Annotated in this window: 24 protein-coding genes, 1 tRNA gene, 1 riboswitch and 1 other annotated feature (1 of these 27 cut by a window edge); of the genes, 6 read left to right on the forward strand and 19 right to left on the reverse strand. The window is 45.5% G+C overall.

Annotated features, from left to right (window positions below):
• Positions 1–64, reverse strand: a binding site (T-box leader); it reaches 338 nt to the left of the window's first position.
• A gap of 341 nt (positions 65–405) precedes the next feature.
• From BM241_RS05520 to BM241_RS05550, 7 genes are all read right to left on the reverse strand, one after another.
• Positions 406–552, reverse strand: coding sequence for a YvrJ family protein (locus tag BM241_RS05520; RefSeq protein ID WP_084054691.1), 147 nt, complete (start codon positions 550–552; stop codon positions 406–408).
• Between the two features lie 195 nt (positions 553–747).
• On the reverse strand, positions 748–963 hold the full coding sequence (locus BM241_RS05525) for a DUF2922 domain-containing protein (RefSeq protein ID WP_025747934.1): 216 nt from the start codon (positions 961–963) through the stop codon (positions 748–750).
• Positions 964–997: 34 nt separating this feature from the next.
• On the reverse strand, positions 998–1222 hold the full coding sequence (locus BM241_RS05530) for a DUF1659 domain-containing protein (protein ID WP_025747935.1): 225 nt from the start codon (positions 1220–1222) through the stop codon (positions 998–1000).
• A 37-nt stretch (positions 1223–1259) separates the two neighbouring features.
• Entirely contained in the window at positions 1260–1862 is a 603-nt protein-coding gene (locus BM241_RS05535; RefSeq protein WP_025747936.1) for an RNA polymerase sigma factor, read from the reverse strand.
• Positions 1863–2050: 188 nt separating this feature from the next.
• Complete coding sequence (locus BM241_RS05540; protein WP_092282232.1) at positions 2051–2419, reverse strand: glycosyltransferase family 2 protein; 369 nt, start codon at positions 2417–2419, stop codon at positions 2051–2053.
• A gap of 205 nt (positions 2420–2624) precedes the next feature.
• Positions 2625–3815, reverse strand: coding sequence for a methionine adenosyltransferase (gene metK / locus BM241_RS05545; RefSeq protein WP_025747938.1), 1191 nt, complete (start codon positions 3813–3815; stop codon positions 2625–2627).
• Positions 3816–4017: 202 nt separating this feature from the next.
• A tRNA-Tyr gene (locus BM241_RS05550) sits at positions 4018–4102 on the reverse strand.
• Between the two features lie 159 nt (positions 4103–4261).
• On the opposite strand from BM241_RS05550, the gene murC reads away from it, so the two are divergent.
• Positions 4262–5650, forward strand: a complete 1389-nt coding sequence (murC, locus tag BM241_RS05555) for a UDP-N-acetylmuramate--L-alanine ligase (RefSeq protein WP_092282233.1) — start codon at positions 4262–4264, stop codon at positions 5648–5650.
• A gap of 219 nt (positions 5651–5869) precedes the next feature.
• Here the strand turns inward: murC and BM241_RS05560 are convergent, their stop codons facing one another.
• Complete coding sequence (locus tag BM241_RS05560; protein ID WP_092282234.1) at positions 5870–7540, reverse strand: formate--tetrahydrofolate ligase; 1671 nt, start codon at positions 7538–7540, stop codon at positions 5870–5872.
• A gap of 174 nt (positions 7541–7714) precedes the next feature.
• Between BM241_RS05560 and BM241_RS05565 the strand changes: the two genes are divergently transcribed.
• The 4 genes from BM241_RS05565 to BM241_RS05575 all read left to right on the forward strand — a co-directional run bounded on the left by BM241_RS05565 (position 7715) and on the right by BM241_RS05575 (position 9164).
• Positions 7715–8158, forward strand: a complete 444-nt coding sequence (locus tag BM241_RS05565) for a hypothetical protein (RefSeq protein WP_025747941.1) — start codon at positions 7715–7717, stop codon at positions 8156–8158.
• A 14-nt stretch (positions 8159–8172) separates the two neighbouring features.
• Positions 8173–8604: a ferritin-like domain-containing protein gene (locus tag BM241_RS05570; protein WP_025747942.1), complete on the forward strand. Its 432-nt coding sequence runs from the start codon at positions 8173–8175 to the stop codon at positions 8602–8604.
• Between the two features lie 65 nt (positions 8605–8669).
• Positions 8670–8804 carry a hypothetical protein gene (locus tag BM241_RS12935; RefSeq protein ID WP_278292247.1) on the forward strand — a complete coding sequence of 45 codons (135 nt, stop codon included), beginning with the start codon at positions 8670–8672 and terminating at the stop codon, positions 8802–8804.
• Between the two features lie 30 nt (positions 8805–8834).
• Positions 8835–9164 carry a cell wall hydrolase gene (locus tag BM241_RS05575; protein ID WP_242948271.1) on the forward strand — a complete coding sequence of 110 codons (330 nt, stop codon included), beginning with the start codon at positions 8835–8837 and terminating at the stop codon, positions 9162–9164.
• 177 nt (positions 9165–9341) lie between these two features.
• Here the strand turns inward: BM241_RS05575 and BM241_RS12940 are convergent, their stop codons facing one another.
• The 4 genes from BM241_RS12940 to BM241_RS05590 form a co-directional block, all read right to left on the reverse strand.
• The gene (locus tag BM241_RS12940) at positions 9342–9473 is read right to left on the reverse strand and encodes a hypothetical protein (protein ID WP_276576387.1); all 132 of its coding nucleotides are present in this window, start codon (positions 9471–9473) and stop codon (positions 9342–9344) included.
• 447 nt (positions 9474–9920) lie between these two features.
• On the reverse strand, positions 9921–11519 hold the full coding sequence (locus BM241_RS05580) for an ATP-binding protein (protein WP_092282236.1): 1599 nt from the start codon (positions 11517–11519) through the stop codon (positions 9921–9923).
• Positions 11509–12840 (reverse strand): amidohydrolase, encoded by a 1332-nt coding sequence (locus BM241_RS05585; RefSeq protein WP_242948273.1) that lies wholly within the window; start codon positions 12838–12840, stop codon positions 11509–11511. The genes BM241_RS05580 and BM241_RS05585 overlap by 11 nt, the downstream gene beginning before the upstream one ends.
• 160 nt (positions 12841–13000) lie before the next feature.
• The gene (locus BM241_RS05590; protein ID WP_025747946.1) at positions 13001–14242 is read right to left on the reverse strand and encodes an adenosylhomocysteinase; all 1242 of its coding nucleotides are present in this window, start codon (positions 14240–14242) and stop codon (positions 13001–13003) included.
• Between the two features lie 260 nt (positions 14243–14502).
• Here BM241_RS05590 and BM241_RS05595 point away from each other — a divergent pair, with 260 nt between their 5' ends.
• Positions 14503–14796 carry a hypothetical protein gene (locus tag BM241_RS05595; RefSeq protein WP_025747947.1) on the forward strand — a complete coding sequence of 98 codons (294 nt, stop codon included), beginning with the start codon at positions 14503–14505 and terminating at the stop codon, positions 14794–14796.
• Between the two features lie 130 nt (positions 14797–14926).
• Here the strand turns inward: BM241_RS05595 and thiT are convergent, their stop codons facing one another.
• The 7 genes from thiT to mgtE form a co-directional block, all read right to left on the reverse strand.
• The gene (gene thiT / locus BM241_RS05600; protein WP_025747948.1) at positions 14927–15484 is read right to left on the reverse strand and encodes an energy-coupled thiamine transporter ThiT; all 558 of its coding nucleotides are present in this window, start codon (positions 15482–15484) and stop codon (positions 14927–14929) included.
• Between the two features lie 65 nt (positions 15485–15549).
• Positions 15550–15659: riboswitch (TPP riboswitch) on the reverse strand.
• Positions 15660–15831: 172 nt separating this feature from the next.
• Positions 15832–18123, reverse strand: coding sequence for a glycoside hydrolase family 31 protein (locus tag BM241_RS05605; RefSeq protein ID WP_092282238.1), 2292 nt, complete (start codon positions 18121–18123; stop codon positions 15832–15834).
• Positions 18124–18242: 119 nt separating this feature from the next.
• On the reverse strand, positions 18243–19289 hold the full coding sequence (locus BM241_RS05610) for a LacI family DNA-binding transcriptional regulator (protein WP_025747950.1): 1047 nt from the start codon (positions 19287–19289) through the stop codon (positions 18243–18245).
• A 68-nt stretch (positions 19290–19357) separates the two neighbouring features.
• Positions 19358–20188: a carbohydrate ABC transporter permease gene (locus tag BM241_RS05615; protein ID WP_025747951.1), complete on the reverse strand. Its 831-nt coding sequence runs from the start codon at positions 20186–20188 to the stop codon at positions 19358–19360.
• Entirely contained in the window at positions 20185–21033 is an 849-nt protein-coding gene (locus BM241_RS05620; RefSeq protein WP_025747952.1) for a carbohydrate ABC transporter permease, read from the reverse strand. Before BM241_RS05620 ends, BM241_RS05615 begins: the two co-directional genes overlap by 4 nt.
• Before the next feature lie 74 nt (positions 21034–21107).
• Positions 21108–22502 carry an ABC transporter substrate-binding protein gene (locus tag BM241_RS05625; protein ID WP_025747953.1) on the reverse strand — a complete coding sequence of 465 codons (1395 nt, stop codon included), beginning with the start codon at positions 22500–22502 and terminating at the stop codon, positions 21108–21110.
• A gap of 280 nt (positions 22503–22782) precedes the next feature.
• Positions 22783–24126, reverse strand: coding sequence for a magnesium transporter (mgtE, locus tag BM241_RS05630; RefSeq protein ID WP_092282239.1), 1344 nt, complete (start codon positions 24124–24126; stop codon positions 22783–22785).
• Between the last annotated feature and the right edge of the window lie 56 nt (positions 24127–24182).

Genomic DNA, 24182 nt, shown 5'->3' on the forward strand with positions numbered 1-24182 from the left:
CGCACCTTATCCCGGCTCTCTGGAGGCTCGCAGTGAATGTACTTTTCCCGTTCATAGCCTTTTATACAATATTTCCATTTTTTTATTGTCAGAAATTATACTATATCACTTTCGCCGGAGTCAATACCCCTTAATGCTCTTTATGTCATGCTTAAACCTTAAACCGTAATTAGCAAATAATTGGACATCAATGCCTTAATGCCCTTTTATATCATACTTAAATCCTTAAAGCCTCTAATATTTAACATCGCACAGAAAAACGTTTTTGGTGGTTACAATATGTTTTTTGTTTCCCATAAATTATTAAAGCAAAAAGTTATACCTTGAATGCCTCTTCAAAAAGTGACCAACTCAAAGGTAAAAACTTTACGATACCGTAAAACCTTCACGGCGCGAAGCCACTTTTTAACGCTCCATTGCTGCTATGGCCCGTGCCAGCTCCTGAATGGACTGCGTCAAACCCTCCAGCTTTCCCTCAATGCGCACAAGCAGATACACCGACAGCACGATGGGAAATCCGACGTTGCCGACAAGGCTGAGCAGCTGTTCCATACCCATTCCTCCTTACCATATTTTATGAACAAGTCAACATAATGGTGTAAAAATAGTTCATAAAGCCATAAAATCTATACAAGCTATACGAGAGCGTAGAGCATGAGACTGTAAATTCAATGAAAAATCCCCTTAAACCGATATTTCAGATATTTCAATAAGATAGAGGAGTGGCATGCACTCCTCTATCTTTCCTCAAACCAGCTGCAGGGGCTGAACCTCTGTATCGATGATGTTTGCCTCTGCTATTTCGACCAGTCCACCCTCTATATCGAAAGGATTTACGCTGATCACCAGGTCCATGAAAGCCTTAACCTCTGCCGGTTGAAGGTCTAAACGCGGGTCATCCAGCGTGATGCGGTAGGTTCTGCCTTGCCCCGTCTTGAAAACCATCTCCAGCGTCTGCGCCACTTCTCTCACCCCCTATCCTGAAATTTAAGTTTACTTATACGTTGACATAATCAAACTGCGCCGTCTTGCGGATTGCTATCACTGGATGGGACTGAAGCGATGCCAGAGCAGCAGCTATGTTGTAGAGGTCCTCATCAGATACATCAGGTTTTATTCTGTTCAAGCTTCGAGTCCTGGTGATCCTCCTGCCATTCTGGTCCTGCCCCATATCCAGCTGAATCTGAAGCCTAGCATCCATAGGCCTTATCTCCAGCGCCATCGTCCTCACCTCCTTTTCTTTATCTACTTCCTAGAATTCAAAACCGGCTTTTGAGAGATACATCGTCCTCGATTTTCTCCAGATGCCTTTTCAAGGATTTCAGAGCCCTGTCCTTCAGCCTGAGCACCGATTTGTAGTGGCTGTTTCTTGCCCGGGCTATGTCCCTGTACTTCAGCCCGTAGAAGAAGTGCAGGAGTATAACCTGCCTCTGTTTGGGTGACAGCTGGCCTATGGCACGGTACAGCCGCCTGACTTCACCGGTCTGCATCACCGTCTCCTCCACTCCGGGCTGGGGGCTCATCAGCAGGTCTCCCAGGGTACACGTATCGCCGTCATGCCCTTCAAATTCCTTATCCAGCGAAATGGCTGGAACTCTTTGCCTTCCGGCATTTATCAAGCCAAAATACACCCTCTTTTTAACGTATACCAGGAACGGTACCCCCTTTGAAGGGTCAAAATCCCTTATACACTGAAGGATTATAAGGCAGGCTTCCTGATACAGGTCCTTCCTGTCAAGCCCAGGTCCACACCGCCGTATGGCAGAACAGATGAGGGGATGCAGCCTGTCAATGACCTGTTGAGCGGCAGCAGCCTCTCCCCGTTTGGCTCTCTCAACCACCCCTTTAAGCAGGTATTCCAAGGCAATACACCCTCCCATTCATCGAGGGCCGGCCCTGCACCAATTTCTTTAGGCTGTACAGCTCATACTACATGATAGCCCAGGTTTGGAAGGCATGAAAAAAGCCGGGGAATAATCTTCCCGGCCTGAATAGAAGCTGCCCGTTTTCTTATCATGTCAAAATATAACTGTATATTTTTTCTAAAACATTATTTGGGGCCGTATATCAATCCGGTCAAACAACCGCACAGATCTTCCGGCCTTATAAACTTTATATAAGGATACTGCCTGGCAAGGCGTTCCATGACCTTTGGCGTATCATCGCAGGAGCCCACATCCACCAGCACGATGTTGACCAGCGAATCCTCGGCGCCGTCCACCGCCGTTTTAAGGATAAACCCCTTTACGATGCCCTCTATGGCATCCTCCTGATTCTGTGCCGTTATGACCACATTGAAGCTCCCTTTTTTATTGCCTAAAGCCGATGATATATCGCGAAGCACCAGTACCACGAAGCATATAAAACCGAATATAGCAAATACCCACAGGACAATGGTAAGGTATGTATCGATGTACATGCATACTCCTCCTCTACGGCGCAGGATAATCCATCCACACATTCCATAGTATGCTGCTGCACCTCAGAAGGTGAAGTATACCGCTTAAATTAAAAAACCCCAATCCCGTTTGAGACTGGGGCATGCGTGCATATTTTTGTATATACTCTAGTATCCAATGTTCCGATGTGCATATACTCTGTATTCTGGAAACAGAGTCCCGCTATTATTTGCCGAAGGCCTGCTCCCTCAACAGCTGGGCCTTATCGGTCTTCTCCCATGGCAAGTCCAAATCCGTGCGCCCAAAATGGCCGTAGGCAGCCGTCTGCTTGTATATGGGCCTTCTCAAATTGAGGTCCCTTATGATGGCACCGGGCCTTAAGTCAAAATTCTTGTGTATGAGCTCCAGTATGAGCTCCTCAGGCACCTTTGCCGTACCAAATGTATCGACACTGATGGATACCGGCCTGGCGACGCCTATGGCATAGGCCACCGCCACTTCACACTTATCCGCTAGCCCGGCTGCAACAATGTTTTTGGCCACATACCGCGCTGCATAGCTGGCCGAACGATCAACTTTAGTGGGGTCCTTGCCCGAGAAGGCACCGCCGCCATGCCGCGCGTACCCGCCATAAGTGTCCACTATGATCTTTCGCCCGGTAAGTCCCGAGTCACCCTGAGGGCCTCCTACCACGAAGCGGCCGGTCGGGTTGACCAGATAACGGGTTTTGTCATCCAGAAGCTCGGAAGGAATAACAGCCTTTATGACCTTTTCAATTACGTCCCTTTCAATGGTGGAGTGGTCGACATCCGGGCTGTGCTGCGTCGAAACGACGACGGTATGTACACGCACCGGCTTGTCCCCCTCATACTCCACGGTAACCTGGGATTTCCCATCGGGCCTTAAATACTCCAGCGTGCCATCCTTGCGCACCTGGGCCAACCTCCTGGTGATCTTATGAGCCAATGAAATGGGCAGAGGCATGAGCTCAGGGGTCTCGTTGCAGGCAAAGCCAAACATCATGCCCTGGTCGCCCGCCCCGATGGCCTCTATATCGTCTTCCATCTCATGCATCTTGGCCTCAAGGGCTTTGTTTACCCCCATCGCGATGTCTGGCGACTGCTCATCTATGGAAGTGATAACTGCACAGGTGTCAGCATCAAATCCGTATTTTGCTCTTGTATATCCTATTTCACGGATAGTATCGCGTACAATGCTGGGAATGTCCACATAACAATCGGTGGTGATCTCTCCCATGACTAATACAAGACCTGTGGTCACAGCGGTTTCACACGCCACTCTGGCATAGGGGTCCTTGGCCAAAATGGCATCCAGCACAGCATCAGAGATCTGATCACATATCTTATCGGGATGCCCCTCAGTGACAGATTCCGACGTAAACAGCCTTCTTCTCATTTGTTCGCCTCCTCAAGCAGTAAAGATACTGGTTAAATATAAATTTGTCCAACAATAGAGTTAAGTATAGCATACCATCAGTGAAAAATCAATACAGGCATAGGACCAAAATGCTCCACTCAAGCCAGAGAGTGAACCCGTTTAAAAGTCGAAAAATATAAAAGAGGGTGGCTGATATTTTTATATCAACCACCCTTTTCCCTGGTGGAGGGGGATGGATTCGAACCACCGAAGGCTGCGCCAACAGATTTACAGTCTGCCCCCTTTGACCACTCGGGCACCCCTCCATGTTGAAAATTATCAATCATACATCCCTATCGCAGTATATAATTATATGATAAAAACCCTATAAAGTCAACCTCTATTTTAAAAATTCGCCCATTGATTAACAGCAATCCCAACGGTTATAATAGGAAATAGCCTTTATATCCAAGGAGTGTGTAACAATGCAAACGGTTCACATAGACGATTTTAAAGGATGCCAGGTCCATTTTGTAGGTATAGGCGGCATCAGCATGAGCGGCTTGGCCGAGATACTGCTTCAGCGGGGATACATCGTCACCGGCTCGGATTTGAAGGAATCACACATCACGCAGAGGCTTAGGGAAAAAGGCGCCAGGGTGTTTATAGGGCACCACCCCTCAAACGTGCAAGGCGCCCGGCTGGTAGTACATACCGCCGCCGTCAAAGCAGACAATCCCGAAATACAGGAAGCCCGCAAAAGAAACATACCTGTGATCGACAGGGCCACGCTGCTGGGCCAGATCATGGAGGCTTACCCCTATTCCATAGGGGTATCGGGCAGCCACGGCAAAACCACCACCACCTCCTTGCTGTCAACCATTTTGCTCCATGCAAACCTGGACCCCACCATACTGGTGGGCGGCGAGCTGGATGCCATAGGCGGCAATGTACGCACGGGCAACAGCCCGTACTTTATAACCGAGGCCTGCGAATACGTCGAAAGCTTCCTACACTTTAGGCCGTACATAGCCATCATCCTAAATATAGACGCAGACCATTTGGATTACTTCAAAGACATAGACCACATATACCAGGCATTCAGCAAGTTCGCACACCTGGTGCCACAAGACGGATACACAGTGGGCTGCGCCGATGACCCGCTGGTAGCAAAGCTGCTTTCCGAGGTCAAATGCAATACCATAAGTTACGGTATCAACGGACCATCAGACTGGAAGGCCTGCGATATACATTACAACAGCCAGGGAACGGCCTCTTTCAAAGCCTACTGCAAAGGGGAATACGTGGGTAATATAAGCCTGTCTGTACCCGGCAAGCATAACGTGTACAACGCCCTGGCGTCAACCGCTGCCGCATATGCCCTGGGCATACCCTTCGAGGTAATACAGGAGGCCCTGAGGACCTACACGGGTACTCACCGCCGTTTGGAATTCAAGGGCAAAATGGGAGATGTCACCATCCTGGATGATTACGCACATCACCCCACCGAAATAAAGGCCACCTTGGAGACAGTGAGAAACTATCCCCACAACAGGATATGGTGCGTGTTTCAGCCCCATACATACACCCGTACCAAAAAGCTGTTTAACGAATTTGTACACGCTTTCAAGCAAGCCGACCAGCTCATAATAACCGATATTTACGCAGCGCGGGAAAAGGATACTGGCGAGGTTCACTCTCGTGACCTGGTGCAGGCCATCTTACAGACCGGCCAGCCATGTACGTACATGCAGACGTTTGAAGAGATAGTAAACTACCTCAAAGAGAATACCAGCCCAGGGGATATAGTAATCACCATGGGCGCCGGAGATGTATACCGCATCGGCGATATGCTGCTCAATGCTACCGTTTAAACAGCCGATTGTCAATTATCCGTTTTCTAATGAATGTTGATCATTGACATATCGTCTCTAGTTGCTCAGCTGAACAGAAAACTTCTTTTTAACAGCATAAAACAAACAAAAAAGAGTGCGGCATGAGCTGTACGAAATTTTCTGGCACTATACTGCCCGAGGTACCCGTGTACAGCACATGCCGCACAAATCATATACCCGCCGTATGCACCGTATGCTTTAAAACAGCCCCACTATGGTGCCATCGGGCTTTATGTCCATGTTCTCGGCAGCGGGGTTCTTTGGCAACCCCGGCATTGTCATCATGGATCCCGTCAGCACCACAATAAATCCCGCACCGGCCGATACCTTGACCTCGCGAACGTTGAGCTTCCAGCCCCTGGGAGCACCTTTCAAGGACGGGTCGTCCGAAAATGACATCTGCGTCTTGGCTATGCACACTGGAAGATTGCCATATCCCAGCTGTTTCAAAGTGTCTATGGCACGTTTGGCTTCCTTGCTGTACACGACGCCATCCGCCCTGTAAACCCGGCAGGCGATGGCCTCGATCTTCTCTTCGATTGACGTTTCAAGGTCATAAAGCGGCCTGAAGTTGTTCTCCTGCTGCATTGCCTCCAGCAACGCCTCGGCAAGTTCAATTCCGCCTTCTCCACCGCGGGTTACCACTTCTGATACCGCCATCTTCACCCCTATCCTTGCACAATGCTCTTTCAAAAGCTGTATCTCGGCGGCAGTATCGGCAGGAAATCTATTCAAAGCCACCACAACGGGTAGGCCAAAAATATTCTTCAAATTGTCTATGTGCTGATCCAAGTTTGCCAGTCCTCTCTCAAGCGCGGCCAAATCCTCTTCATTTAAAGCGGACAAAGGCAGGCCGCCGTGGAACTTGAGCGCGCGAATGGTAGCCACCAGCACCACCACATCGGGCCTTATATGAGCGGTTCTGTAGACTATATCAAAGAACTTCTCGGCGCCTAAGTCGGCTGCAAAACCGCCTTCGGTAACGACGTAGTCGGCCAGCTTCAAAGCCATACGGGTGGCCATAATAGAGTTGTTGCCATGAGCAATATTAGCAAACGGGCCACCGTGTATAAAAGCAGGCTGACCTTCCAGAGTCTGCACTATATTGGGCTTTATGGCATCCTTGAGCAGTATGGCCATGGCGCCCACGGCTTTCAGATCCCTGGCATACACCGGACGTCCATCATAGGTATAAGCCACCAGCATGTCTCCCAGACGCCTTTTTAAGTCCTCCATATCCAATGCCAGGCACAGTATGGCCATAATCTCGGAGGCGGCCGTGATGTCAAAGCCTGACTCCCTTGGAATGCCGTTGGCCTTTCCTCCTAAACCGGTGACTATGCTGCGCAGCTGCCTGTCGTTTATATCCATCACCCGTTTCCAGACAACGCGCGTGGGGTCGATGTTAAGCTCATTGCCCTTGACGATGTGGTTGTCAATCATGGCGGCCAGCAAGTTATGCGCCGCCCCCACCGCGTATATATCGCCGGTAAAGTGGAGGTTTATATCCTCCATGGGCAGCACCTGAGAATAACCCCCGCCGGTTGCCCCGCCTTTTATGCCAAACACCGGACCCAGGGACGGCTCCCTCAAGCACAGCGCCACCTTCTTATCCAGCCTGCCCAGTGCCTGGGTGATCCCCACCGCGGTTGTGGTCTTCCCCTCGCCGGCAAGAGTGGGGGTAATAGCGGTTACATATATGAGCCTGCCATTTGGCCTGTCTTTAATCCTGTCCCATACCGCCAAGTTCACCTTAGCCTTATATTTGCCATACAGCTCCAGGTCATCTTCACTGAGCCCAATCTGTGATGCCACATCGACGATGGGCCTGAGCTTTGCCTGCTGTGCAATCTCGATATCGCTGAGCATTATGTACGCATTTCCCCTTTCTGTTTAAGTTTGCCATTTAAGATTTCGCATTGCTGTCATTATTTCAAATTATTACTTGCATGGACAAAAACTGTTTTAACTCTTTATCTGGTGGTTAATTAAATATATAGAGATAATACCACATCACAGCGCACAATAAAAGGGGGATGATGGTTGAACAAAAACATCAACTACGACCGGCTGATTGAACAGGTAGGAAAATGCTGCCTCACCGAGGACTTTTGCGGTACATGTCAAAAAGAGGCGTGCCTTATAGGCTATTGCAAGCACGTATTGCTGAAGGCCTTTAAGCAACACAACGAGTTCATAGAGGGCGGCATGGACAACATACCCTCCTTCGACACCAAGCTGTATGATGAAGAAGAGCTAATAAATGCCATAGCCTTTATACTTAACGAATGCAAAAACTGTCAGCTATATCACGATGACGAATGCGTCATAAACATAATAAGAAGCTGTATGGAAATAGCGCTTTTGGGAGACTACTTAGAATATAAGGGCAGCACCTTTCTGTACTTTGCCGATTTGAACAATAAAAATAAGGAAATTGCACAAAGGATATTTGACGCTTTCAGCAATATAAAAAACAACAAGTGATGGGAGGCGATAATATGCAGGATTTAAAGCTTGTAACTGAAAACATACTCGGCGAAACCAAAGGTACAGAGCTTGAAAGGGTGGTCAAACAAAACTTCAACGGCGAAACCAGCGAAGTGGGCATGTACCTGGCCATGGCAAGGCTGGCCCAAAGGCAGGGTTATCCTGAGATAGCAGAGGTACTCAAAACCATTGCCTGGGAGGAAGCCGAGCATGCCGCAGTATTTGCAGAGCTCAACGGCATGTTGCAGGAAGACATATTCGAAAACATCAAAAGAATGTTAGAAGGTGAAGTATTTGCCAATCAAGGAAAGAAAGAGGCAGCAGACAAGGCACAAGAGCTGGGTATCGCTTCGGCCCGGGACTATTTCAACCTTTCGGCAAAAGATGAAGCAAGGCACGCGAGAATGCTGCAGGGCATACTAAAACGCTATAACAAGATATAGCCTTTTATTTCAAGGTATATTAAGTTCTGGCCAGCACAAAATAATACATGGAGGAGGGAACAATCATGAAAAAGGCTCTAGCCTTCGTGCTTGCAACAGCCTGCTTCATGATACCCACCCAGGCACTGGCAGAGACAGACTTAAACCAGCACAGAGTCATAACAGACTACGTCAACAGGATATGCAGTATTACCCATTGAAAGCCAGATGATGTACACCTGCTGGCCAGAGTGATAAATGGCGAAGCAAGAGGAGAGCCCTATACAGGTAAGGTAGCAGTAGCCGCCGTAATAATGAACCGGTTGAAATCTCCCCTTTTCCCCAATACCTTAAAAGAGGTTATAATGCAGCCTTACGCCTTCACGTGCGTTCAGGGCGGACAGATTTATCTCACCCCCGATGTAGAATGCTATCGAGCCGCCCTGGATGCCGTAATGGGGTATGACCCAACCGGAGGATGCCTGTTTTATTATAACCCCAGGACGGCCACATCCAGGTGGATGAAAGAGCGCAAAGCTGCAAGCAGAATAGTGATAGGCAACCATGTATTCATGAAATGACCGGGTACTACCCGGTCATTTCATGTTTAATACCAGTTCACTTAAAAACACAAAAGCCATCCCCTCCCACGGAGATGGCTTTCATATGCCACTGACTTTCATGTACCTGTGCAGATGTTATATCCACCACAATCTATATCGTCCGTCAAATGCCCAACACAGCATTTGCCACAAAACTCAGGTCAAAGACACCAGCTGGCTTAACAGCTCCATAAAGAATATGGGGAATAATGCCGCCAACACCAGTATGATCGAAACTATGATTCCGGTAATCCCTCTTCCGACCTCGCTCCTGAACAGCCTGTACATGGGCCTCCCCCCTCTTATTTGGTTTGCTTATATTATACCCTAGATATATTTCAAAAGTTTTACGCAACTTTTATAAAACCTTTAATAACCATCTAACAAAGTATTAAATACCACATCACAGCATCAAAGTCTTCCATATAATAGCGGGGACGCCCATACCGACTATTAAGATTCTCACATGCTCTTTATAACTACAGGCCTTTTGAAAATATTTACGATATTACTTTTATTTTTTCAATCTTTCTCAGTGTATGCCTCCCGGTCATACAACAACTACCCTATTCAGTTGGCGATCTTTTTATAGCTATTTGAATCAGGAGCTGAGCTTTTTAATTGTTCGAAGCTTTCTGACAAACACCCCAACGCCGCCATTTATGCCAATGTCCATCAGCTGACGCCGTTTTTTGCCGATGGTTGCACTCCATCGCTATACCTTGACACGACCTCTTAGCTCCGAGACGCGGTGCCCAGCTTTGCCTCGAGATAATCTATAAACTGGCGAGCCGTGCGGCCTGAGCGGCCGTTATACCTTTTCTCCCAGCGCAAGGCCTCTTCCCTCAAAGCATCGGCGTCCATCGAGATCCCGCGTCTGGCCGCAAGGCGTTCCACCATCTCCAGGTAGGTCCTCTGGTTGGGCGCGGTGAAGGTCAGGGTTATGCCAAACCGATCCGACAGCGACAGCTTCTCCTGCATCGAGTCGATGGGCGAGATTTCATCCTCCTGGCCTGAATACGCGCCGCTCCTATCGCGATGGAACTCCCTTACCAGGTGCCTGCGGTTGGACGTAGCGTACACCACCACGTTGGCAGGTCTGGCCTTAAGCCCTCCTTCTAGCAGCGCTTTTATATGCTTGTATTCCACTTCGCCTTCTTCAAAAGACAGGTCGTCCACAAACAGTATGAACTTCTGCCTGCGCCCTTCCAGCTGTTCCAGTATCTGATAATAATCCCTCAGGCAGTCCTTGGGCACCTCCACAATTCTCAAGCCCTGCCCGGCATACCGGTGCACCAGCGCTTTGACCAGTGACGATTTGCCGGTGCCCTTATCGCCATAAAGCAGTACGTTGTTGGCCCTGTACCCTTTGAGCAGCTGCTCGGTGTTCTCGATCAATTTTGCCTTTTGCTCCTCATAGCCCACCAGCTGGTCCAGCGTCACAGGATCCACGCCGGCAATTCCTTTAAGGCGTCCATGGCCATCCACACGCTCCCACCTGAAACCCTTGAATATGCCAAACATGCCAGACCCGTTGCGGTAGAAGTGATGTGCCAGCTCCCGCACCCCCCAGTTTACCACCTGGTGATACGGTACCGGCTGGTTTATTCCACCACAGGCGAATATATTTAGCCATCCGTCGATGCCAGTCTTGTGCCTGGCCAGGGTTAAAAGCTCATTCCAGTCCACCATGGCTATTTGCCTTAAGTGCCCCAACTCAAATTCCATGGCAGCCTTCAGCCATCCCGGAATCCCTTCAAAGCCTGCGTGTTCGGCAAAGCGGCTAAAAACGGTCTCGTGGCTCAGCATATTGTAGCCCCAGTAGGCCTTCCACAGCATATCCCCTGCAACGCCTCCCTCGTCCTGTGCAGCGTTCTTCTGGTTACCACCATTACGTATCTCCTCAAGGCAACCTACATCCTTGGCTTTACTCCCATCCTCCATCTCCTCACGGCAGCCCATATCGTTTGCCTGTGACTCCTGTGTACTTCCATGGTGCGGCCAAACGCCATCATTGCAGGGCAATGCTCCGTTTTCCCCGGATAAAAAGCTGCTTTCCGAAAGTTCACCGCCATATAATGAAGTGCCATCACCGTATTGAAGGATGCCGATTTCCACCAGAGCGTTTATCATACAGTGTACAAAACGGTTGTAGTCATCCCACAGCCGTCCGGCACAAACGCCGTCGCTTACAAGGCCGGCCACAAAATCCTCGAATGCCTGAACAGCCGGCTCATGCCGCAGCTGCCTGTACAAAACCAGGCCCTTCAAGGCCCTGTCGACCCTCCTTGCCTGTTCCTCAATGCGACTCATTGCAACATTTTCAACGCGCATCTCCAGTTCCCCCCATAACCCTGTGTCTTATTCGTTCAACCTCATGGTATACCCTCTCCAAGTCTATAGTGGTCAGCTGCCGCTTCCTCATCAATACCTTTCCGTTTACAATAACGGTATCAACGTCAGCGTCGCGCCCGCTGTACACCAGATGGGTGACCGGGTCAGCAGCAGGATGATAATGCGGGGCATCACACCTGACCAGTATTATATCGGCCTTCTTTCCCGGCTCCAGGGAACCTATCTCATGGCTCCACCCTATAGCCTTTGCACCGCAAACAGTGGCCATTTTAAGGGCCTGTTTTGCCGGAATAACGGTTGGGTCCTCATTTATGCCTTTGCCCAGCAAAGCGGCAAAGGTCATCTCCCTCATAACGCTCAGGCTGTTATTGCTGGCTGCGCTGTCGGTCCCCAGCCCCACGTTTATCCCCTTTTCAAGGAGCCGGGATACCTGCGCGATGCCGCTGCCCAGCTTTAAATTGCTAACAGGGCAGTGCGCCACCTGTACGTCGTGTTCCTTAAGTATGTCCATATCGCGCTGCGTAAGGTGCACGCAGTGAGCGGCCAAAACCGGCAGATTAAAAAAGCCTATACTCTCCAGGTATTCAACAGGGGTTTTTCCATGTTTCTTCAATGCCTCTTCGACTTCGGTGCGCGTCTCGGCCAAATGGATGTGGAGGCCCACCCCCAGTTGCCCTGCCAGATCCATGCAGCGCTTCAGGTAGTCACCGTCACAGGTATAGATGGCATGTGGCCCCACCATAACCCTTATACGCCCTCCTGCCCGGCCGTGCCATTCCTCCCACAGCCGGCGGTTTTCCGCAAGGCGCTGCTCCGACCTGGCATCCGGCCCCTGCAATCCTCTTGCCAGAACAGCTCGAATCCCTGAATGCTCCACCGCTTTTGCGGTTTGATCCATGAACATGTACATATCGGCAAAAGCGGTGACCCCGCTCATGGCCATTTCTGCAATGGACAGCATGGACAACCAGTAAGCGTCCTGTGGCTGCAACCTATCCTCAAGAGGCCATATCTTTTGCGCCAGCCAATCCATGAGCGGAATATCGTTGGCATAGCCCCGGAACAGCGACATAGCCGAATGGGTATGGGTATTGACAAACCCAGGTAAGGCCAGCATGCCACAGCCGTCAAGTATCTCATCGGGCACAAAACCCGCAGGCAGACGTTCTTCATCCCCTACGTATGCAATTGTATCGCCTTCTACGGCAATGCAGCCGTCAGGATATCGATTGTCTTGATCATCCATGGTAATTACATAAACGTTTCTTATGAGAGCCTTCATAACATACCGGCGCAGCACATCCTATCTCTACACAGGATATCACAAATGCGCCCATTGCCTCCTTCCGTGCATTTATATGCTTATCTTGAACCGCCTCAGTTTTCACCTCTGGCTTCACACGCCAAACTCATTTTATCCTTCAAAAACGCTTGTCCCGGCACAGCATTTCCATGTAAACTCAATAAGACATAAGATAGCGTTCCTGCTCTGGGGTCAGGGAATCGATGTTGATGCCCATGGCCTGGAGTTTCATCCGTGCCACCCTGTAATCGATAAACCGTGGAACGCTGTATACTTTTGGTTCGAGCTTGTCCCCGTTCTCAATCAGATACTGCACCGAAAGGGCCTGCAGCGCAAAGCTCATATCCATGATTTCGGCAGGGTGCCCGTCACCCGAGGCCAGGTTCACCAGCCTTCCCTGGGCCAGGAGATTCAGCACCCTTCCATCCTTCATCACGTAGCCCTCAACATTATGGCGCATCATGCGCTTTTCCACCGCCAGGGCCTCCAGATCAGGTTTGCATATTTCAACGTCAAAGTGCCCCGCATTGGCTAGCAGTACCCCATCCTTCATCCTTTCAAAGTGCTCTCGCCTTATGACCTTGGTGCAACCGGTGGTGGTTATGAATACATCGCCAATCTCGGCAGCCTCAAGCATGGTCATCACCCTGAAGCCATCCATGGCAGCCTCCAAGGCTTTTATCGGGTCCACCTCGGTTATGATCACGTTTGCACCAAGGCCCCTGGCCTTCATGGCCACCCCTTTTCCGCACCAGCCATACCCTGCCACCACCACGTTCTTGCCCGCGATGATGAGGTTTGTGGTGCGCATGATACCATCCCATACCGACTGTCCCGTGCCATACCGGTTGTCGAAGAGGTGTTTACAGTAGGCATCATTTACGGCGATCATGGGAAACTTAAGCTTGCCTTCCCGTTCCCTGGCCCGCAGCCTGAGGACGCCGGTGGTGGTCTCCTCGCAGCCGCCTATTATCCTGTCACACAGTTCCTGGCGCGAAGAATGCAGCATAGCCACCAGGTCTCCCCCATCATCGATGATGATGTCGGGCCTTATATCCAGCGTCCTGCTCAAATGCTCTTTATACTCCTCTTCGGTGGCGCCGTGCCATGCATGAACTGTAAGCCCGGCTTTTACCAGCGCCGCCGCCACGGCATCCTGCGTAGATAAAGGGTTGCTGCCGGTGACAGCAACTTCAGCACCTCCGGCTGCCAAAACGAGGCACAGATAAGCCGTTTTGGCCTCTAGATGTACCGACACCGCAATCTTCTTACCCTTAAAAGGTTTTGTCGCCTCAAATTCCTTCTCCAGTTGGTTGAGCAATGGCATGTAGCGCCTGACCCAGTCGATTCGTCTCTGGCCTTCATCTGCCAGAGTTATGTCTCTGATAGTGCTGTTCATAGAAAAATGCCTCCCCGTATTGATTTCGCAAAGTACAGCATAACCATATTTTAGCACATTGTCACAAAAATGTATCGTTAAATTCTAAACGTATGACAATCCTTACCCCTTTTCTCGGTTTTAGTAGTATGCTATAATTAATATAGCATCCCGTTTGCCGCTGTATCATATCCAGAAAGCGTATTTGCATATCTATTATACCGTATTCCTCAGCGTTTTACTTCAACGGGAGTAAAAACGTATAAGGAGGAATGGGTAGTATGGGGGCCCAGTATGTCAAGGAGTTTAATGCGGATCTGGGAGAGCTTTCATTACTTGCAGGCGGCAAACACTGGAAAAGATTCCATGCCAGCAAGATAATCAAGTTTCAACGCACCACCGGCATAAAGAAAATACTATTCTTCTCCAAGCCCGTTGAAAGGATAGAAGTTCACGTTCAGGGCGAAGATGCACCATATATCATCGAAAAGGGCATTATAAAGGACGATTTCCAGTGGATCGTCGATGTGCTCAAGAGATTCGCAGAAAAGAACAAGGTACCATTTAACGAGTAAAGTCCAGGCAAAATACCTGGACTTTTTATTTTACAAGCATCGCATTCAAAGGATTGTAATAACCGAAGATTCCAAACTTTTGTGTATAAATGATTAAAGGAGTTTCCTCCTGAGTTTTTTACTTTGCACATTAAGCTGAATAATTAGAAGAGGATCTATTATCCATGTGCAGTTGGAATTCGAGGGACCTGTACAGCAACCCTACAATCACCATTGAGATTATAAGCTCTGGAAGCAGGTAAGAGCCGTTGTAGAGTATGGAGTATACCCATGGGCTTTGTCCCTCAGGAGCGTAACTTGCAAAGACCGTTACACCCGATATCACATGGCATATGAAGCGCCCCAGTATACCCAAGAATACCCCGGCCATAACCCCAGCCATGCCCTTTTGCCTGAACAAACCAGCCAAACCGAGGCAGCCAAACGCTATGATATAATCGAACAATATCGATATTATATGATAGCTGTATTTTTCGCCCAGAATAAACTGAAGCAAGCCATATGCCATCCCGGCAAGTATGCCCCCTCGGGCACCCCATCTTACCGCAAAAAAGAGTATTGGAACCATGGATCCTGCCGTAACCGACCCACCTTGCGGTAATTCATAAACCTTTACATAGCTAAGCACCTGCGCCAGAGCTATCATAACTCCGGCTTCCACCAGCATCCTGGTGTTCGTCCTCTTCATACTATCCTCTCCTCCCTTTTTCCGGGGAGAAAAAAGACTACATGCCAAACAATAGGGCACGTAGTCCCCTTCCACAATTCGTTCCCTACGCTGGCATTACCCAGATCAGGTTCATCGGGTCGGAGTCATACAACTCCCTCTCAGCCGAATTGCTTCAGCTCCCCGTTTGATATTTAATTTTTATTATGGTAATATAATAACATTTATACATGTAATTGTCCAGGCCTAGCACCCAACATTTTAACCCCGATAACCTCAATAAATCCATTAAAAATCAAATGAAAGTCCATTTCCCCATCTTACAACAAGATTGTGGCAAAATTTCATACAAAAGCGCATTTGTTTTTCTATGGCTCCACATATATTGCTACAGCAGTTTCATCTATTACATGCGGGTTTACCTGCTGACCGTTTACCAGGATTTTCTCGATACCTTCTCCTCCTTCAAATACTACTCTGAATCCCTTTTGCCCTTCAGGGTATTCATAATACAACTTCTCCATCTCTATTTTCACTGTATCCATATCCTTCCGATACTTTATTCTATATAAATTGTACTTTCCATTCTTATAATTTTCCGTAATCATATCATCTTCATAATAAACATATTCCGCCTGCGCAACTCCCGGGAAAACATGGAATTTTACTTTTATGCCATCGGCAGTGCAGCTTACCGGTTCAGCCATGGGTATTATTGCTCCCGCTTTAACAAAAAGCGGCATTTTATCCAATGGCGCTTCAACGAGATAGTATTTGCCACCTTCATATTCTTTTCCCGTCCACCAGTCTATCCAGTTACCTTCTGGCAAATATACTGCCCTTATCGTTTTGCCGGGTTCATATATGGGAGCTCCAAGTATGCTATCTCCCAGCATAAACTCGTCAAACATGAAATAAGTTTTCTCATCACCCGGATATTCCAAAACAAGAGGTCTCAGTACGGGCATGCCGTTTTTGTGTGATTCATAAAACAAATTGTAGATATACGGCAACAGCTTATAGCGCAACTTTATAAATTGCGTAGCGATTTTTTGTGCTCGTTCTCCAAACGCCCATGGCTCCTGTTCCCTCTTTCCCAGCGCATTGTGATTCCTACAAAACGGATAGAATACGCCTACCTGAATCCATCTTATAAAAAGTTCTTCACTACAATCATCTTCAAAACCTCCTATATCGGCTCCGCAGAACGGCTCTCCCGAAAGCCCCATGTTTAAAAGCATTGGAATGGAAAGCTTGACGTGATCCCAGTGACTCCTGTTGTCCCCTGTCCACACAGCCGCGTATCTCTGTATACCCGAAAAAGCCGCCCTTGTCAATATAAAAGGCCGTTGATTGGGTCTAAACCTCAACATCGCATCCTTAGTCGCCATAGCCATATTCAGCGCATAAACATTGTGAAACTGTGCGTGTGTGATTGGCTGGCCATCGTTTAAGTGTATCATATCCTCGGGCATAGTTTTAGAAGGTGTATCCATAACCGCTGGCTCATTCATGTCATTCCATATTCCGTCTATTCCCATTTCAATAAATTCTCTGTGTTTCTCTGCCCACCATTTCCTCACATCGCTCCTCGAAAAGTCAGGAAAGCATGAAGGCCCTGGCCAAACCCTACCCACAAAAGGCAAACCATTACTGTCTGTAACAAAATAGCGGTTTTCAAGGCCTTCTTTGAACACACTATAATTTCCGTCTACCTTAACACCTGGGTCTATAATAGTTACCATTTTAAATCCCATCTCTTTAAGCCGTTTTAACATTGCTTTTACATCAGGGAACCTTTCTTTGTCAAAAGTAAATACTCTGTACCCATCCATGTAATGTATATCCAAATATATTGCATCGCAGGGAATGCCCTTCTCCCTAAAAGTCTTAGCCAGCTGTTCAACCTCACTCTGAGGATAATAGCTGTACTTGCTTTGGTGATATCCCAAAGCCCATATAGGTGGCAGGTCTATTCGACCTGTAATATCGGTATATCCCTTTATTATATCTTTCATGGTTTGGCCATAAATAAAGAAGAAACTCAACGGTCCCTTTTCAGCCCCAAATTCGACTTTACTGCTATCGCTTTTCCCCATATCAAAGTAGGTCCTAAACGTATTGTCAAAATATATACCGTAACATCCATATCGATTGAATCCGATGAAAAAGGGAAAACTGGCATATAGTGGATCAGTGCTCTCGGTATGGGGTTCATAGCAATCGGTATTCCACATTGTGTATTTTGCGCCCCTCTTGTTCAAGAACCCCGTCTTTTCTCCTAAACCATAAAAACACTCATCTTCCCTTATCTTTATAGCACATGACCGCTTGCTTTCTTCCAAGGTCAATTCTATATCATCAAGTTTTAGCCCATACCTACCTTCTATTTCCATATTGCAGTTGTCTTTATGCACTTTTAAACGCAATAAACCAGTGGAAATGCACATACAGTCGTCCTTTTCGCTTACGTCAAATGCAATATCTTTATTTTTTATGACCACTGCCTGGCTGTATGGATCCTTAGAACCAAATGCAACGTCAATGTTTATTATTCCCTCGTCAAATATTTCGATGTACACATTAACGTTTTTAGTTTCCAGTGCTACCATGTTTCCTGTTACTCTATATGTTTCAATCTTGTCCAGCATTTGCTTCATTCCCCTCCCGAAAAATTTTATGGTATATTGCTATTGACCTACAATGAGGCGCTACATGATTACTTTTATATGCATATAAAAAATTTTCCTCCATGGTTTCCATAGTCTTGCAGAATATATCAACTCTTTTTGTTATAAGGTATTGTTGACTGTCCGACAATTAATTCACCATCGAATATTTTGTGTTTTTCTATTTTTTTATTGTTGTTAAGTTTCTCAAAAAGAATTCGTATAGATTCTCGAGCGATTTCTTCTACAGGTTGACGTATTGTGGTTATAGAAGGATTATAATAGTGGGCAATGTCGATACCATCATATCCAGCCACAGAATAATCTTCTGGCACTTTTCCCCCCGAATCAAATATCGCTTTACAGGCGCCAACGGCTATAGTATCAGATATAGCAAATATTGCAGAAAAATTGACATTCGATTGAAGTAACTCTTTGGCGACCTCATAGCCATACCTCATCGAAAAAAAGTCCCTATCTTCAACGTCTTTATATCTAACCAACGCTGGATCAAAAGGAATATTATTATCTTGTAGCGCCTTTTTGTACCCATAGAGTCTCGTTTTCCCAATATTTTGTGAACTTTCAGGAACAGATATGATGGCTATCCTTCTATGCCCCAATTTACACAGATAATCAACTATCTTATAGCTCTCCTTAAAATCATCAACCATTACGTAGGAATACTTATCCGATTCCACTTCTTCAGAAAAGCCACCAGTGCTTAACACAAATGGTACATTTAAATATTTCAATTTATCAACAGAATGGGAAAAATACCCTCCCAAGAAGATAATTCCTTTCAGTTTCTTCTCTTTTTCTAATGAAATTGCTACGTCAATTTCGTTTTCATCTTCCTCCACAGGATGTAACAAAAAGTCATACTTATTCTTTTCAATTTCAGCTTCGAAAACTTTTAACATTTTATTAAAAAACTGATTGGTAATTCCCTTTATAAGCACGGCTATTGTATTCGATTCAATGCGCTTTAAATTTCTTGCACTGTTATTAGGTATATAATTATACTCCTTTATCACCTGCATAATACGTTCTTTTGTCTTTTCATTAATATCTGGATGATTATTGATAGCTCTGGAAACAGTTGTTACGCTAACACCACATTTTCTCGCTATATCTTTAATCGTCAATAACGGCATCTCTATATATCATTCTCCTCCTTATTTGTCACTTTATTGCAAGTTATTATCTATCAATTATAGTATAATCACCCTTTTACCGCACCCGCAATAACTCCCTCTATAATATACCTCTGACATGCTAAATAAAATACGATAATAGGAATAATAGCCAAAACCAACATTGCCATCATCGCTCCCATATCAATTCCACCATATCCAGTTTTCAAGTACTGAATTGCTATGGGTATAGTTTTATACTCTGCTCCTATGACAAGATAAGGGAGCAAATAATCGTTCCATATCCACATTGCATTTAAAATCGCTACAGTAATCGCAATAGGTTTAAGAACCGGAAAAACCACCCAGAAGAAAGTTTTCACAGGGTTACACCCGTCGATCATTGCCGCCTCTTCAAGCTCAACAGGAATTGATTTCACAAAACCACTAAACAAAAACACCGATTGACCGGCTCCAAATCCTAAATAAATAACAGCTATACCCACTGGATTATCAAGATTTAACATATTTGCTATTTTTGTCATAGTGTACATCACCATCTGAAAAGGCACTATCATCGAAAATACAAAAGCATAATACAGAAAGTTATTTACCCTATTTCTTACCCTTGTTATAAACCAACCTGTCATAGAGGTACAGATTACAATGACACCAACAGATAACACGGTAATGAAGAATGACCAAAACGCTGCCTTAAAAAAGCCTGTTTTGGCAAGCCCAATAGTATAATTCTTTAATCCGTAAAAGGTTTCTGCATTTGGCAATGCAAATGGCTGATCGCTTATATACAGCCTTCCTTTAAACGAGTTTATAAAGACGATTAGAATCGGGATCAAATATAATACAGATAATATAAACAGCAATATGAATAACAGGGCGTTGCCTTTATTATCCTTCATACATTATCAACTTCCTTTCTGCGGGTTAATTTTAGCTGCAAGAATGCTATTACAGCTACTATGATAAAAAATACAACTGCCTTTGCTTGGCCTACACCTTCACCATTTAAAGTGTTGTAAAATGTATTGTATATATCTAAGGCAAGCATAGCCGTTTTTCTAGAAGGTGCACCCGCTGTTAAAGCCAAGTTAGAATCAAAATTCTTGAAAGAATTCGCCATAGTCAAAAACAGACATATAGTAATGGACGGCATAATAATCGGAAGTTTGATCCTTGTCAAAATCTGAAATGGGCTTGCACCGTCAATCTTGGCGGCTTCTATTAAAGTATTAGGTATACTTTGGATTGCCGCTATATAAATTACCATCATATAGCCAATCATTTGCCAATTCATCAATATAACCAATCCCCAAAATCCATATTCAGGTTTATATGTCAAGGTAACGCCAAATTTATACAACACTCCATTTATGATCAGTTGCCATATATAACCTAATACAATACCCCCGATCAAATTGGGCATAAAAAAGATTGCTCTAAAAACATTGGTCCCTCTTATTTTTCTAGTCAACAACAAAGCAAGGCACATTGCAAAGAAATTAACTGTAATAACTGTTACAATTGCAATTTTTACCGTAAACCGCAGGGCATTAAGAAAGTCCTTATTTGAAAAAGCCTCTATATAATTACTAATGCCTACCCATTTTGCGTCAATGATGGAGGTAAAATCAGTAAACGATAATACGATTCCCAATATAAAAGGTATAACAAACGATAACAAGAACGCGAGCAAAGTTGGAAAGACGAATACAAAAAAATATCTTGACATATGCCTATTATGCATATACATCTCTCCCGCTTAAGAATTAGCTAAAAATGGTGAGTCAAATATATTGCTTGACTCACCATTTTTATTTTTCATTCTCCCTTAGCTTTTTCGACCTTCCAAGACTCGATTACGGTTTTTGTAACCTCATCCCACGATTTATTTCCTTGAACATACTCTAGCAATGCATCGGCAAAAGTATTTTTGAAATTCTGGCTTGGGAATACAGCAAACACCCATGGAACACTACTTACTCCATCCTTTTCCATCCAATTTAAAACTTCTCTTGCTAACGGATCCTTGGGCTTTTCATCTTCCTCAAATGTATTAAATGGTGCTATAAATCCTAATTCGTTGACCACATAATCCTTACCCTTTTCACTGCTAAACAACCACTCAATAAACTCAATGGAAGCTTTTTGCTTGGCCTCAGAAACTTTGCTATTGATGGCAAGATAATTCTCCGTACCTATGCACAATCCCTGGGATTCTTCTCCTTCAACATCAATATAAATTGGCAGAAATTTGATGTCTTTCTCATCAACTACATTGCCCTCCACACCTTTAATCTGTGCCCATGCCCAGTTACCATTTTGAACCATAGCTACCTTCCCAAGAGCAAACTCAGCCATGGAATCATTTACAGTCTTCGTACCTAACATAGCCTTTTCAGTACACGAATTATTTATATACAAATCAAAAATTTTCTTGTAGTTTTCACTATATTTAAAAGCAATCTCATTTGATGCCAAGCCTGCCAAAATTGGATTATCATAATTTTGCTTATCTTTAAATTCATAATAGAAAGGTATATTGGCGAGATGAGTCTCCCATCTCCAGGCTTCTCCAGGTGCTAAAGATGTAGAAGCAAACACCCCTTCAATTCCCAACTCATCCTTATGAGCTTGCATATCTTCTACTAGAGCCTTTAGTTTTTCAAAATTATTTATCTCATCCATTGACTTAAAGTCAGTAGCTCGATTCGATAAAGCAAAATATTTTTCCATAATAGCATTGTTGTATATTATTCCGTATCCTTCAACTACGTATGGTATACCGTATACACCGCCATTGGATGTTATTGCAAGGTTTGGATCGCTCAAAAAGCTATATAGCTTTGTATCCTTCAGATCAAGGCAATATTCTTTCCATGTTTGATAACCAATTGGCCCATTTATTTGGAATATGGTAGGAGGTTCTGATTTGGCTATCTCAGATTTCAGCGTTTGCTCATATGTACCACTCGCTGCCGTCACAACTTTGACCTTAATACCCGTTTCAGCCTCATAGTCAGCCGCAATCTTGTTATAGACATCTGCTATTTCTGGCTTAAAATTCAAAAAGTAAATCTCATCAACCTTCTCATTATTGTTGGACTGTGAGGGCTGTTGATTATTCTCTGCCTCTTCTGAAGTACATGCAGATAGAACTCCACACACCATCACCAATACTAATAGAAAAGCAACAAAACCCCTTCCTTTTTTCATCAAATACATCCCCTTTCTCTCCCTTCATCAAACATAATTCCGTTAACATTACCGGTAACCTTACCGGTATCGTTACCAATTATTATATCAACAGCAATATCAAAATTCAAGAGTCTAATTAAATTTTTATATATTGAAACCATTACAATAAAAATAAAAAAGCCTTTTACCCCATCAAATTCTTGACAGAGTAAAAAACTTTTTATAACTGGTACACACGCTGGTTCATATTCCTATCAATATGCATAGAATAACATATTAACTAACGAGCGTATCAACTTTACATCGTAATATGCAGTATCCAAACCGCCAATGAAAAATATATGGTCAGCGAAATGGCATCGGCAATGGTGGTAATCAGCGGGCTGGCCATAATAGCGGGGTCAAGTCCAATCCTTTTAGCAATCATCGGCAGCGTCCCACCAATAATTTTAGCAATTATAACCGTAAATATTAAACTGAGGGATATGGTAATTGCAATGCCAAAACCATAGCCTTCAACAAAATACACCCTGATGAAGTTAACCAAAGCCAGCGCCACACCAGCCAGCACTCCTACCTGAGCTTCCTTCAATATGACCTTTAATATATCACCAAACTTCAATTCTCCCAATACAAGGCTTCGTATCACCGTAACCGAGGCCTGCGAACCGGCATTCCCGGCGGTATCCATAAGCATGGGTATAAAAGCCGCCAAAGCCACTACCGCTTCAAGAGCAACTTGATACTTCCGTATGATATATCCGCTTACGGTAGCCGATATCATCAATATGAGCAACCATAATAGCCTTTTCCTTGCAATCATAAAAGGAGTGGCATCCAGGTACTCCTCTTCGGTGGGCTGAATGGCAGCCATGCGCTGAATATCCTCGGTATTTTCCTCTTCAATGACGTCGACGATATCATCTATGGTTATTATACCCACAAGCCTTTTCTCCTGGTCCACTACCGGCACAGCCAGAAGGTCATATTTTTTGAACACATCAGCAACCTCTTCCTGGTCATCATAGGTATCAACATATATGACATCCTTCTTCATTATATCCTCGACCTTGGTATCGGGCGAAGCCAAAACCAGGTCTTTTAAAGAGACGATGCCTTCCAGCTTGCGCCAGGCGTCGGTCACATAACATGTATAAACTATCTCCCTGTCCCGGCCAACCCTGCGAATTTTCTCCAGGGCTTCAGCCACCGTCATCTCCTTTTTGAGGTCAACAAACTCAATGGTCATCAGGCTGCCAGCCGAATATTCCGGATACTGCAAAAACTGGTTGATCAACTTGCGCTCGGCCTCAGAGGTATTTCTCAATATTCTCTTGACAACGTTGGCCGGCATCTCTTCCAGGAAGTCGATCTTATCGTCAAAGAACAGGTCGCTTACAATTTCGTTAAGCTCGTTTTCATCTATCATCATGGATATTTCGCTCTGCCGTTCGGAAGAGAGATACGAGAAGACATCAGTCGCTATCTCTTTGGGCAGCAACCTGAACAGAATAATGGCGTTTTTGGTATCAAGCTCATCGACAATCTCTGCTATGTCCTGTATCTGCATATCCTTTATCTTTTCTTTCAGCTCAGCATATCTCTTTTCCTCCAGCAGCTGCTTGATGTCATCGATAGCCATACCATTACCTCCTTTGCGCTATATGATTTTGAAAGCATAATAGAGTCGAGAAATCC

Origin of the sequence: Caldicoprobacter faecalis, from assembly GCF_900115765.1 — a bacterium.
Taxonomy (GTDB): Bacteria; Bacillota; Clostridia; order Caldicoprobacterales; family Caldicoprobacteraceae; genus Caldicoprobacter; species Caldicoprobacter oshimai.

Coding starts and splice junctions, on each gene's coding strand:
- BM241_RS12940 (WP_276576387.1), bottom strand. CDS start 9,473: ATGTACAGGCTGTTCAGGAGCGAGGTCGGAAGAGGGATTACCGGAATC.
- BM241_RS05615 (WP_025747951.1), bottom strand. CDS start 20,188: ATGAAGGATAATAAAGGCAACGCCCTGTTATTCATATTGCTGTTTATA.
- BM241_RS05560 (WP_092282234.1), bottom strand. CDS start 7,540: ATGCTCAGCGATATCGAGATTGCACAGCAGGCAAAGCTCAGGCCCATC.
- BM241_RS05595 (WP_025747947.1), top strand. CDS start 14,503: ATGGGGGCCCAGTATGTCAAGGAGTTTAATGCGGATCTGGGAGAGCTT.
- murC (WP_092282233.1), top strand. CDS start 4,262: ATGCAAACGGTTCACATAGACGATTTTAAAGGATGCCAGGTCCATTTT.
- thiT (WP_025747948.1), bottom strand. CDS start 15,484: ATGAAGAGGACGAACACCAGGATGCTGGTGGAAGCCGGAGTTATGATA.
- BM241_RS05580 (WP_092282236.1), bottom strand. CDS start 11,519: ATGCGCGTTGAAAATGTTGCAATGAGTCGCATTGAGGAACAGGCAAGG.
- metK (WP_025747938.1), bottom strand. CDS start 3,815: ATGAGAAGAAGGCTGTTTACGTCGGAATCTGTCACTGAGGGGCATCCC.
- BM241_RS05620 (WP_025747952.1), bottom strand. CDS start 21,033: ATGCATAATAGGCATATGTCAAGATATTTTTTTGTATTCGTCTTTCCA.
- BM241_RS05570 (WP_025747942.1), top strand. CDS start 8,173: ATGCAGGATTTAAAGCTTGTAACTGAAAACATACTCGGCGAAACCAAA.
- BM241_RS05540 (WP_092282232.1), bottom strand. CDS start 2,419: ATGTACATCGATACATACCTTACCATTGTCCTGTGGGTATTTGCTATA.
- BM241_RS05530 (WP_025747935.1), bottom strand. CDS start 1,222: ATGGCGCTGGAGATAAGGCCTATGGATGCTAGGCTTCAGATTCAGCTG.
- mgtE (WP_092282239.1), bottom strand. CDS start 24,126: ATGGCTATCGATGACATCAAGCAGCTGCTGGAGGAAAAGAGATATGCT.
- BM241_RS05605 (WP_092282238.1), bottom strand. CDS start 18,123: ATGAAGCAAATGCTGGACAAGATTGAAACATATAGAGTAACAGGAAAC.
- BM241_RS05625 (WP_025747953.1), bottom strand. CDS start 22,502: ATGAAAAAAGGAAGGGGTTTTGTTGCTTTTCTATTAGTATTGGTGATG.
- BM241_RS05590 (WP_025747946.1), bottom strand. CDS start 14,242: ATGAACAGCACTATCAGAGACATAACTCTGGCAGATGAAGGCCAGAGA.
- BM241_RS05520 (WP_084054691.1), bottom strand. CDS start 552: ATGGAACAGCTGCTCAGCCTTGTCGGCAACGTCGGATTTCCCATCGTG.
- BM241_RS12935 (WP_278292247.1), top strand. CDS start 8,670: ATGAAAAAGGCTCTAGCCTTCGTGCTTGCAACAGCCTGCTTCATGATA.
- BM241_RS05610 (WP_025747950.1), bottom strand. CDS start 19,289: ATGCCGTTATTGACGATTAAAGATATAGCGAGAAAATGTGGTGTTAGC.